8 protein-coding genes are annotated in these 12,437 nt (G+C 57.6%); all 8 read right to left on the reverse strand.

Annotated features, from left to right (window positions below):
- Nucleotides 1-46: 46 nt before the first annotated feature.
- A complete protein-coding gene (locus FE783_RS00470; RefSeq protein ID WP_138877347.1) occupies nucleotides 47-916 on the reverse strand; it encodes a carbohydrate ABC transporter permease in 870 nt (289 codons plus the stop codon).
- Nucleotides 913-3,183, reverse strand: a complete 2,271-nt coding sequence (locus FE783_RS00475) for a DUF5696 domain-containing protein (RefSeq protein ID WP_138877348.1) — start codon at nucleotides 3,181-3,183, stop codon at nucleotides 913-915. Before FE783_RS00475 ends, FE783_RS00470 begins: the two co-directional genes overlap by 4 nt.
- Entirely contained in the window at nucleotides 3,180-5,321 is a 2,142-nt protein-coding gene (locus FE783_RS00480; RefSeq protein WP_138877349.1) for a YIP1 family protein, read from the reverse strand. Before FE783_RS00480 ends, FE783_RS00475 begins: the two co-directional genes overlap by 4 nt.
- A gap of 20 nt (nucleotides 5,322-5,341) precedes the next feature.
- Complete coding sequence (locus tag FE783_RS00485; protein WP_420799701.1) at nucleotides 5,342-6,145, reverse strand: carbohydrate ABC transporter permease; 804 nt, start codon at nucleotides 6,143-6,145, stop codon at nucleotides 5,342-5,344.
- A gap of 47 nt (nucleotides 6,146-6,192) precedes the next feature.
- On the reverse strand, nucleotides 6,193-7,089 hold the full coding sequence (locus FE783_RS00490) for a carbohydrate ABC transporter permease (RefSeq protein WP_138877351.1): 897 nt from the start codon (nucleotides 7,087-7,089) through the stop codon (nucleotides 6,193-6,195).
- Complete coding sequence (locus FE783_RS00495) at nucleotides 7,079-10,066, reverse strand: extracellular solute-binding protein (RefSeq protein WP_138877352.1); 2,988 nt, start codon at nucleotides 10,064-10,066, stop codon at nucleotides 7,079-7,081. Before FE783_RS00495 ends, FE783_RS00490 begins: the two co-directional genes overlap by 11 nt.
- Nucleotides 10,067-10,097: 31 nt before the next feature.
- Nucleotides 10,098-11,207 (reverse strand): ABC transporter ATP-binding protein, encoded by a 1,110-nt coding sequence (locus FE783_RS00500; protein WP_138877353.1) that lies wholly within the window; start codon nucleotides 11,205-11,207, stop codon nucleotides 10,098-10,100.
- A gap of 217 nt (nucleotides 11,208-11,424) precedes the next feature.
- Entirely contained in the window at nucleotides 11,425-12,429 is a 1,005-nt protein-coding gene (locus FE783_RS00505; protein ID WP_138877354.1) for an aldo/keto reductase, read from the reverse strand.
- Nucleotides 12,430-12,437 lie beyond the last annotated feature (8 nt).

Here is a 12,437-nt window from a genome sequence, read left to right on the forward strand (position 1 = left end):
GCAAAGCCCCGGTCGTAAGTCATGGCGGTAATTCCGTTAAAGTTCCCTAGGCCCGGCTTCCGGCGAGCGCCTTATCGACCCGACTGTACAGCAGCAGCGTAAGCCCGACGAACAGCAAAATGATGCTGAAATAAATCCACGCCAGCGCGCTCGAGCTGCCGTAATTCGTCGTATTGACTTTGCTCACGATCGGATTGGACGGAAACGTGAACAAATCGACTACCGTATACATCAGGTTCAGGAAAATATACGGAACGAGACCCGGCAGCGTAATTTTCCAGAACGTGTTCCACGGCGTGGCGCCGTCGATCCGGGCCGCTTCGTACATCGAGGCGGACAAAGTTTGCCTTCCCGCCAGAAAAATCAGAATTTGCACGCCCGAATACCAGAGCACGAGTACGAAAGAACCCAATACGGTCTGGATCGGCTTCGCCCACGAAGCCGGCACGTAGTCCTGCAAGTACGCGTCGATTTTCAGCGCCTCCATAATGAGAAGCGAGCCTTCGCCCTGGTTGATGAACTCTTGGACGATCTGGCCGGAAGAGAAGATGACGGGCAGGAAGAAGATGACGCGGAACATCGTTCGTGCCCGAAACCGGATATGGAGCAGAATCGCCACCAGAAGCGAGAATACGAGAATGATCGGGATCATCATCGCCGACTCCCTTAGAAACGGGATCAAGTCGTTGTACAGCAGGCTGCCGTTCGAGACGAGAATTTCTTTGTAGTTTTTGAAGCCCACGTACGTATAGACGACCGAATTGACGGTAATCCTCACCTGGAAAAAGCTCATGTACAGCGAATAGCCGAGCGGATAAGCGACGAAGGCAAAGAAGCCGAAAATCCATGGCGCGATGAACAGGGAGCCTTCCAGCTTGCGGAGCGTGGTCGTACTGAATCTCTCGCTTAGTTTCATGGTGCAGCCACTCCCTTGACGACTATGAAATCTTGGCCGGGCACCCGCAGCGAATCTTTGACGTACTCCGCGACGTTATAGTTAACGATGATCCGATAGTTGCCCTCGTATACCGTTTCCTTCACGTTCGGAGCGAGAGTGCGGTGTCCCGTAATCGCCTTATCCTGCACCTGCGAGAGCGCCTCGCTGCTTCTCCGGTATTCCTCCGCCAGACTGCCGAGCCAATCTTTGTAGTTCAAGCTATAGTGCCACACCGAGTAAGCGTTCTTCAGCTTATCCGACGACGAGCCCGTGAACACATAGGTCGGGTAAGCTCCGTATTCGATGCTGCGCAAAAATTCGGCGTGGGACTCGTTGCGCATATTAGACCAATTCGACGTATAGCCGACCAGGCCGTGCAGGACGATTTGTGCGAAAGGCACCGCTTCGTCGACGAAAATATCGTACGAGTAATCGTCGGCCAACCGCGGAATATGGTTTACCTGATCGAAGGCGAATGCATTCGCATTGTTCGCCGCCACCGAGCCGAGTGCTTCTTTCGTTTGCCGGAAAACGTCCCGCTGGATGCCGATCGAGTCGCCCCGGCTGGCCGGATAGCGGCCGTTGTAGTCCGTGCTCAGCAGCCGGCCGATGCCGTCCTCGAAATAAATGCCATCCGCGCCGAGGCTTTTGTACCGGGACAAGTCGGATTCGATTCTCTTGCGGTAAAATCCCGGGCTTACCAGCGCGGCCGGGTCCTGCTTATGGTTCACGTTCGCCTCCAGCACGTTCCCCGCCAAATCCCGCAAGCCGTCGCGTCTCGGCCAGAAGCCGTCGCCGTCCGTATTGACCGTATAATTCGCCGTCAAATAGACGGGAATGCGGAGCGAATGGGCGAAGTCGATAAAAGCTTTCATCCCCCGGTTGCCGCCGAGCTTCGAATCTACCGGGAAATAGTTCCCGTGGGTGCTGTAGCCGTCCTCCTGCCACCCGGCATAATGAACGGTCATGTTGCGGATGCCGAGGTCGTAAACGTCCTGTACGAGACGGATCGCATCGGACGTCGTCGTCGCCGTTTGATATTTATCCAGCATCAGCCCTTTCTCGATATCGCCACCGATTATATCGAGATACAGCGGAATGCCGTCCTTGGACGGCTGCAGCGGCTTCACCTTCAACTCGTCGGTCAAATACGAGCGGTAGACGGAAGCCATGCCGACGTAGTCGCTAGCCTTCGGACTCAGCACGTAATAGCGGACCGTCCTGCGGGGGACTACGAATTTGTCGGCGCCGTACGTATAGAAGCCTTCGTTGGTGCTTTTGCTGATGCTTTGAAAAAAACGTTTGCGGTATTGCCATTCCGCCGTCACCCAGTTGGAGATGCCGACCGAGCCGGACGGAGCCACGTATACGTTGGCCGTCTCCGCGCCTTCGGTTACGACGGCCGCGAACCCTTGGCCGCCCGACTTCAGTCCGAATACCGGAAGCGTCACCGGCTGCCTCCCCGTGTTCTCGCTGTAGAAGGAGCCGTCGCTGCCGTAGATGCTCTCGTTGTACGTAAGCTGCGGCATGATCCGGTCCTGCTTGAAGCGGATGAGCGCTCCCGACCCGTCTGGGATGAAAATATAGCCGTCCTGACCGTAAGAGGGCTGGCTGCCGAACATCGGATAAAGCTTGGCGTTCAGCAGGCTGAAGGCGCCGCCCTCGACGATGCCGCCGTCCAGTATCGTCGCTTCCACGTACCGGTCTTTCAGAGCGACCTCGACCGGGATTTTAAACTGGCCTTTGCCGAACACGAACGTCGCCTTGAAGCCCGCGGGCGTCGTCTGGAACTGCTCCAAGTAGCCGTCCTCCCCGATCAGGCCGACCGTCTTCGTCGCCGATTTGTAGTTGGAAATATTGGCGTATTCCACGATGATCGGAGACAGCAAATTGTTTTTCCAGCCTGCGGGCAGCGTCTCCCCGGACCAGTACGCCGGGTCCGGATAAGAGCGCAGCACGTACCCCGTCGACTTGTCGACGACTTGGAAATGTCCGGTCACGCTGTCGGCGAGCAGCTTCAACGACGCCGTTTCGGCAACCTGCTTGAACCGCTCCTCCGAAGGCAGCTGCGGGGGCAGCAGCGTGCTGCCCGGACTCGCGAACGAACTCCCCGTTTGCGCCGTTTTTCTCAGCGTCGACGCCTGCTTCTGCCAGCTCCATATTTGCAGCCCCAGCCACAAGGTGGCGGCCAGCACGACCGCGGCGGCCGATAGCGTAAAGATAAGACGTAATTTTGTTCCGGTCACCGGATCACCACCTCCTGGTACAAGGAATAGACGAAGCCGACCAATTCGCCGCTCAGACTGATGAAAATAAAGACAAGCGCGCCCATGACCGCGAGCGACAAAAGCGAGAACACGATATTCAGAGCCGCTTCCCCGACGCTGTAATTTTGAATGCCCTGCACCATCCAGAAAAACAGCAGAGCGGTCCAGCCGATCAAGCCGAGCTGCAGAAAGCCGAATATGGATTGCTCGCTCAAGGTGAACAGATGGGAAAGCAGCGTGAGCGGAACACCGACGAGAATGAGCGGAAACAATGCATACGCGCTGCCGTTAAATACATCCGCGAGCCGCCCTTCCCCCCGCATCAGCGAGCTGACGAGAAAGTTCGAGACGACCCAGCCGAACCACAGCACGATAAACTGGACGAGCAGCGGCCCGAGCTTGACGCCGGTATAGACGGCCGGATTGAACACGAAGCTCGTATCGGCTTTCACGAACGAGAATGACGCAGCCGCAAGGACGCCGATAATGAGACTGCTGGCGAAGCCCGCCTTATTCTCGTGACGGATCGCATGGAAGCCGTCTATCGGGTGCTTGATCAAATACCCCGCGTGCTTCAGCTGCAGCAGCAGCTTCCGCCGCGAGCGGAGCCGCTCGCTCAGTTTGCCGCGCCATGGCGATTTGCGCGTTAGCCGTTCCGTCAAGAAGCCAAGCAGGACGGCGGCCGCCACGATATTCATCAGCAGCGCGAAATGATTCTGGAACCAGAGCAGCCGCGTTTGCCAGAATGAGTCCGAATATCCCTGGCCCACTCCCGCCTGGAGGAACAGCCGCTCGGCTTCCTCGAACTGCTCTTTCTTGAAGGCCGCTTTGGCGAGACCGATCAAAGCTGGCGTATAGAAAGCGTTGATGCGGGCGACCTCTTTCCATAGCGGCTCGCTTTCCTCGTACCGCCCCTCTTGGGTTAGCTTGTTGGCCTTATGGACGAGCGCCCCGAACTCGGTAGGCTTGAACCGCTGAATGAGCTGGTTGACGTTGTCCAGCACGAGCAGATCGCCATTCGAGGTCGTTCCGATCGCCGAGGCGGTTTTGACGAGTCCGAGCTTCGAAGTCGCCGCGATTTCCCGGCCTCCCCAGAAAAACAGCAGGTTGCCGTTCTCGTCGTATTGGCTGATCGTCCCAAGCAGAGCGTCGACGACCGTCATATTGCCGTCCGCATCGACCGCGATATCCTGCAGCTGCGGAACCGACTTTTCGGCCCACCAGGCGGTTTCCCCGTAGCTCGCGTCTTTCGCCGCGATAAATTCCCCTCTCGTCTCGAGCTGGTTCAAGCCCGCGATGTTCAGCTTCTTGATCTGATCGGTCTGAATCTCCTTCGTTACCGTATAAATGAACCCGTTCCGGTCGATCGCCGTATTGACGATCGCGCCCGGCAGCTTGCTCAGCTCTCTCCGGTACATTTCGCGGGTATAGAACAGCCGCTTGAACGAGTCGAACAGCGAGAACGCCACTTTGTTCGCCCCGAAGAAGTTTTGAAAGCTTCCTTCGGGATCGAGCTGGAGCAGCCCTTGAAAAGCGCCCAGCGTCGTAATGTACAGAAAGCCGCGCTTATCGACGACCAGCTTCGTCGGCTCGTATTTGAACGAAGCCGGCAAATAGGGGGATTGCGGCCGTTTGTACTCGCGCAGCAGCGCCCCTTCGCGATCCAGCTTCACTACCCGCTGGTTGCCGGTATCGGCTACATACACGTTCCCATCCGGATCGACGAACACCCCGTTTGGACGGTTCAGCGGACTTCCTTTCCCATCGAACGCCCGCACGAAACGGCCTTGTTCGTCCAGATGGATGATACGGTTGTTGCCCGTGTCGGCAATGTACAGATGGTCCCGTGCGTCGACGAACAGATCCTGCGGCTGGTTCAGCGTTGCGGCGAAAGATGCATCCCGGGCCGCCGCGTTCCCGTCCGCCCCCGCCAGGTCGCGACCGATAACGTCGGACGGCTTGTATGCGGCTTGAATTTGCACCAGCTGTCCGTAGGCATCCTTGTAATAAGTCGTGTAGGGCGTATACGCGCTTGCCCCGGGAAGACCGAACCCTCCCGCGAGCAGCGACGCCAGCAACAGCAGTATGGTCGGACGAAGCCATCGCCGCCTGTTCATTGATGGTTCCTCCCCCCGAATCATTTAATACCGGAATGCGCCATCGTATCGATGACTTTCCGTTGCAGGACGACGAAGAAAATCAGGTTCGGCACCAAAATGATCAGCGCCGCGACGGCAGCGGCTCCTTGGCGCGCGACGTTGTTGGCCAAATTGTTCGTCAGCGTCGACAGGAAGAACGGGAACGTCTTCATCTCGTCATCCTGCATGAACAACGTCGACGTCTCCAAATTGCTCCAAGAGCCTTGGAACGAAAGGATCGCGACGGTTGCGACGGCGGGCATGCAGATCGGCACGACGATGCGCAAAAACACGATGAATTCGTTCGCCCCGTCCAGCCTGACCGATTCCAGCAGGGCGTTCGGAATTTGCTCCATAAACTGCTTGAGCAGGAACACGCCGACCGGAAGGGCGAGCATCGGCAAAATATGGCCCGGGTACGTATTCAGCAGGCCGAGGCCGCTGACGACGAGGTAACGCGGAATTTGCACGACTTCCGGGGCGAACATGAGCATGAGCACGATCGTCGAGAAGATGAAGGCGCGTCCGGGAAACTCGTGCTTCGCCAGCGCATAGGCGCACAAGGCGCTTACCGTCGTAGTCAGCACGACCGTAACGAGCGAAATGATCAAGCTGTTGAACAAATACCGGGACAGCGGAATGATCGAATTCGACGTCACCCACAGCAGCTCGATAAAGTTCTGGATCGTCGGCTCCCTCACGAGAAAGTTCGGCGGATAGACGAACAGCTCGTGGTACGGCTTGAACGCGTGATTGAAAATATATACGATCGGCGCAAGCATCAGAGCGGAGAAAAGCAGCATGAGCACGGCGAGCGCGATCCGGGATATTTTGTATTTTCTGGCCATGCCTACTCCCCCTTCGCGCCGAACAGTCGCCAGCTCAGTCTATTCGATGCGTACATCAGCACCAGCAGGAACACGGATATCGCCGCCGCATACCCCATCTCGAAACGGACAAACCCGTAATCGTTAATGTGGTTCACGATGAGATGGCCGGAATACTCCGGCGTCGGATTTTTGCCCGACAGCTCCACGCCGATCGCTCCCGTCTTGAACGTCGTCACGATCGCCATGACGGCCCCGAACAGCATCTGCGGCTTCATCGACGGAATCGTAATGTACCATACTTCTTGCAGCCGGCTGCGGATGCCGTCGATTTTGCCCGCCTCGTACAGCGTCGGATCGACATTGAGAATGCCGGCCAGCATCGCCAGAAAACCGACTCCCATACTCGACCAGAGCGTGACGACGATCATCGAGTTCATCAGCAGCTTCGGGTCGGTCACCCACAGCTTCGGAATGTCGATCAGCCCCTGATTTAGCAGAAAGCTGTTCAAATATCCGATCCGATCGCCGGACAGCATCGGCAGCCAGATGATCGTCATCGCGATGCCGACGGTGAGCGACGGCGTGTACATCGCGAGCGCAATCCATTTGCGCAGCTTGGCGCTTAAGAGCGAGATGAGCCACGCCAGCGCGAACGCGGCCGCGTAGCCGCCCGGGCCGACGATAATGGCGAACTTGAACGTGTTCGGCAGCGCATATTTCAGGAACAGCAAATCTTGGGATATCAAATATTGAAAATTGCTCCAGCCTATGAAAACCGGCTTAGCAATCGCATTGTAATAAGTGAAGCTGAGCCCTATGGCGGCTATGACCGGCACGACGATGAAGGCGATGAAGCAGAGCATGAACGGGGCGATGAAGAAATAGGAAGTCCGGTGCGACCACAGCCTAGTCCACATAACGGTCTATTCCTTCCCACGGGCGGTCGACAAGCGGAATTTGCAGCGGCTTGAGCCGGTTGCCTCCTTTGTCGACAAATCCGAATTCCTCTTGCTTCCTGCGCAATTCCCGGTTAATATCCCGCACCGCCTGCTCGAGCGAAGCCCGGTAATTCGTCGTGCCGACGACCGTACGGATCCAGGCGTTGTTCGCCTCCCGCTCCAGAAAGTAGCCTCCCGGCACGTTCGGAATGTCCTTGTACCATTTCCACTGATTCAGAATCACCTGCGCATCCTCTCTTTTCCACGGAAGCCGGGTAAAAGCTTCCACATTGGAGGTGTTCCACCTGAAGGCGACTCCGTTCACCGCTTCCAGGTCAGCGCCGTACTGCTGCTGAATGTCCGCGGACAGCCACCATTTCAGAAACCGCCACGCCTCGTCCTTCTTGTCCGACTTCTCGAAGATGACGCCCGTACGCTGTCCGCCGCCGGCCCAGCGGAGTATCGTGCCGTCGGTCTGCCTGACGCCCGGCATCGCCGCGATTTTCCAGCGGTCGTTCAGCTCCGGCGCGGCCGCGGCCAGCTGCACGTACATGTTGTAATCGGATATCCCGATCGGCATCGTCCCGTCGCGGAAATGCTGGTAGAAGCTCGGCACCTCGCGCTCGATCGCGTACGTATTGAATAAATCGGTCCACTGCTTGAACGCGCGGAACGCCTCCGGCTTGTCGAGCGCCGTCTTCAAGCCGTCCGGCTCGTAGAGCTCCACCTTATTCTGATAGAAATACTGGGAAAATTGACTCGCGTTCACGTAAAAATTCATATAGTTTTGCTGCAGCGTCGGCAATAGGTCGTATACGTCCTCCCACGTCTGCGGAACGCCGATGCCGAGCTTCTTCAATATATCGTCGCGGTAAAACAACACTTGGAACGATTGCGTTTCCGGAATCCCGTAATAGCCTCCGTTGTAAAATAGCGGCAGCCAGGAGCCCGGGCTGAAGCCTTTATAAAACTCGGGAAAGTCGGGAAACTGCGCCAAATTGTGCAAGCTGCCGCGGATCGCGAAATCGACCGGCAAGTCCTGCGTCAGCCCGAGCGCGATGTCGGGCTGCACCCCCGCCGCATTGGACATGAGCAGCAGCTCCGGGTTGGCCATCAAATTGACTTTCACCTGAATGCCCGTATCCGGCGTAAACCGTTCGTCGGCGAGCTGCTGGAGCTGGTCGACGTAATCCCTTCCCCGCTGCACCCAAATGTTCAGCTTGCCGGAGTCGAGCTTGCGTATGCTGTCCCTGCTGTCGAACGAGTAATAAAAATTGGCTAAGCCGCCCCATACCCGGCTCCACAGCGACGCCTCCATAGTCGGCAGCCTCCCGTCCAGCGGGGCGATATAAATTTCGTCCAGCTGCAGCGATTGCTTGAGCAGCGTTTCGATGAACGAGCTGAATTTGTCCCGCATCGAAGAAATTTCTTTCACGTTGTACGGGATTTCCTCCGGCTTTTTCAGCAGGGAGCGTATGTCTTTCGCCGCCGTATCGAGACCTTGGCTGATCGAGTCTTTATTCCCGTTGATGCGAATCGCATGCGCGGCGAGCCGCTCCATACGGTCCGCCGTCTGCTCCAGCTTGCCCGTCAACCCCGGAAAATCTTGATCTATGTTCCATGTCCGGTTCCGGTCGACGACCGCGCCGACAAGCGAGCGCAAATCCCAATCGATCGCATCGAGCGACCGCGAGATCGATTCGAGCTCCGTAATGACCGGCTCGACGGGCGCATGGGTGACGGCCAGCGACAGCGTATGCTTGCCCTTCTTCAAATAAACCGAATACGGCTTGCCATCCGTATCCTCCAGCACCCGGCCTTTCCAGCTAGCCGAATAAGGGAAGCCGTAAGCGAGAAATTCCTGAAATGGAACCTTGCCGTCGATGCGCACGGTGCGAAACGAAGTCTTTTGCGATACGGTGTTCTGGAGTGCCCGGAATCCTATTTTGTACCGGCCGTCCGCAGGCACCTCGAACGACCATGTGATTTCCTGATTTTGCTCCACCCAGCGGATGCCGCCGGCCGTGTTGTACGTGATGCGTCCTTTGGCGCGCGGGACGCTTCGCGGGTTGCGGTCGGAGAACAGCTTGATCGCCGTATCGTTCTTGCTGTCGAACTCCTCGGCCTGCAGCGTCAGCGTCTGCGCCTCCGCCGCCGCGGGCGTATCCGGGTAAGCCGCGTTCACCTCCTTGTAAGGTGCGATTGGCGCTCTCGGGGCGAGCTGGATCGTTTCCAAGGCGACGGACTCGGCTCCGGTGAATCGGACGGTATGGCTGCCTTTCCCGAAAAACCATTGCAGCGGCTCGGAATAAGCTCCCGAGGAACCGACCAGCGGCTTCACGCTCCAATCGGACACGTCCTTGGACCTCGGACGAATCTGGTCCCCGTCCCCGTTTTTCAAAATCGGACGGACGTCCTGCCACGTCCGGTACAGCGCCGTCGAAGACGATTCCGCGAACTGCCGCTCCCCGTCCACCGTAACTTCCCAGAGGATGAGACCCGTGCCGCCGCTCTCGGTCAATGGGCGGTACGAGAGGCGAATTTCGTACAGCGCGCTTTCCGGAACGTTGACCGTGTATTCGACCCATCCTTTGCCGGACGCTCTCCATAGCAGTACGCGCGATTTTCCAGCGTAATCTCCGGTCGCGAGCTGCGAAGCATCCGAGACGGCGGAAGGTTGCCCCGCGTTTACGGTGATGGTCGCTGTCGCATTGCCGATACCTTGCTTGCTCCAGGCAAGCGCGGCTTCGCCGAACTTCGGTTCCGTAACGGTGCCGGCAGGCGATGCGCCGGCAACTGCGGTGGCGTTAGCCCTGACCGGGGATGTCTCATTCTTCGCGTCCGGCGCCGTCTGCTTGCCGGGAACGGACTGCGCATAGCCCGATTGGGATGCGATCAAGCTCAATATCAACACAAAGCTGCATAATCCGCTTAACCAGCGGGTGCTCGGGGCCATATTTGCATCACTCCCCCTTCCTGCATCCGGACTACTCCGAGAACCGCACGCCGGTATCTTGATGAAAGAAATGGGCTTTCAGCGTCTGCACGCCGATTCGGACCGTTTCGTTTTCCTGGAAGTAGACGGAAGGATCGACTCGGGCGATCAGCAGATTTTCTTGACCGACATCGACGTACAAATAGCGGTCCGCCCCCATCAGCTCCGTAAATTTATAAGTGCCGGTAATGACCGCCTCGGAAAACAGCGCCTCCAGATTGATATGCTCCGGCCGTATGCCGGCGATGACGTTCCGGTCGACCTGCTTATGTTTGCGCAAGGCGGCCGCATGCGCTTCGTGAATCGGCAGTTTGAAGCGCGACGTATGAAACTCCAAGCCCCCCAGCTTGTTTTCCTGCACGCGTCCCCGCAAAAAGTTGATTTGCGGAGATCCGATGAACCCGGCTACGAACGTATTTTGGGGCATCGAGTAGATGCGCTCCGGTGAGTCGATCTGCTGAATGACTCCTTCCTTCATGACGACGATCCGGTCGGCCATCGTCATCGCTTCCACCTGATCGTGGGTTACGTAAATAAAAGTCGTTTCCAAGCTTTTGTGCAGCTTTATAATTTCCATCCGCATCGAGACTCTCAGCTTGGCGTCCAAATTGGACAAAGGCTCATCCATCAGGAACAGCTTCGGATTGCGGACGATCGCCCGGCCCAAAGCTACGCGCTGGCGCTGTCCCCCGGACAAATGGCGCGGCTTGCGGCTCAGAAACGATTCGATTTCCAGGATGCGGGCGGCGTTTTTGACCGCCTGGTCGATCTCATGCCTCGGCAGCTTCGCCATGCGCAGGCCGAAGGCGATATTTTCGAATACGCTCATGTTCGGATACAGCGCATAATTTTGAAACACCATCGAGATGTCCCGGTCTTTGGGCGGAACATGGTTGACGAGCCGATCGCCGATATACAGCTCCCCTTCGGATATTTCCTCGAGTCCGGCGATCATCCTGAGCGTAGTCGATTTCCCGCAACCGGAAGGGCCGACGAACACGATGAACTCTTTATCCTCGATATCCATGTGGAAGTCTTTGACGACCGCATGCTTGTCTTTGCCGTATCGTTTATACAGATGATGAATGCGAATACTCGCCATACGTCCCCCCCTCCCTATGGATAAATGGAAAAAAAGAAACGGAGGGTGTCCGCTCCCATTCCGCTTGGAATCCGGCTGGACAACCTCCGTTTGAACGGTCGATTATTCGGTTTCGTTTAGGAACTTTAACGGATTTACCTCCCTGATGGACGACCGTGGCTTTGTAAAGGCAAGTCCCGGGCGTCAGAGAACAGGTACGTTATTCCGTTAAAGTTCCTTAGCTGTGGACCGGAAGCTTCGGCGCGAGCAGCCGCTCCGTAATCTCATCCACTTCATTCAGCTCTTCCGGGCTCAGTCTTTCATGCCACGCCTTCGCCGCTTCCGTCACCTGCTTCGGCTTGGAAGCACCGAGGATCGCCGATGTAATGCCCGGGCGGCTCAGCACCCATGCGAGCGAAAATTGCGCCAAAGTAAGGCCGCGGCGGTCGGCCAGCGCCTTAAGCGCCTCCGGCAGCGTCAAGCTGTGGTTTTTTTGCAGCAGCAGCTCGAGCCGCTTCTCGCCGGCCGCTAGGCGGGAACCTTCCGGCGGCGCTTCCCCTGCGCGGTATTTGCCGGTCAGGATGCCTCGGCCGAGCGGGCTGTACACGATGACCCCGACGTTCTCCGACCGCGCGAACGGGATGAGCTCCTGCTCGATTTCGCGGGAGATGAGGCTGTACTCCGGCTGGATGCTCTCGAACCGGTGCAGACGATGAAGGGCACTGATGCCGTGCGCTTTGGCCAGCTGCCACGCGGCGAAGTTGGATGCCCCTATGTAGCGCACTTTGCCTTGGCGGACCAGATCGTCCAAGGCACCAAGCGTTTCCTCGAGCGGCGTCTCCGGATCGAAGCGGTGCACCTGATACAAATCGATATAGTCGGTTTGCAGCCGTCTCAAGCTGTTCTCCACCGCGCGGAAAATATGGTACCGGCTCTGGCCGGCATCGTTCACTCCCGTTCCTACCCGTCCGTGCACCTTCGTCGCGAGTATGATGCGGTGTCTTCGTTCCTTCAGCAGGTTGCCGAGAATTTGCTCCGACTCCCCGATCGAGTCCGGATTGCCGAGGTCCGCTCCTTTGCCGTACACATCCGCCGTATCGATCAGGTTGATGCCGCTGTCGAGAGCCGCATCGAGCACGTCGGCCGAAGCCCGCTCGTCGATCCACCGTCCGAATGCCATCGTGCCGAGGCTTACCTCGGATACTTTCAGTCCCGTTCTTCCCAAGCGCCGAACATTTGCCATAGTACAGT

It is taken from the genome of Paenibacillus mesophilus, assembly GCF_005938385.1.
Taxonomy (GTDB): domain Bacteria; phylum Bacillota; class Bacilli; order Paenibacillales; family NBRC-103111; genus Paenibacillus_AB; species Paenibacillus_AB mesophilus.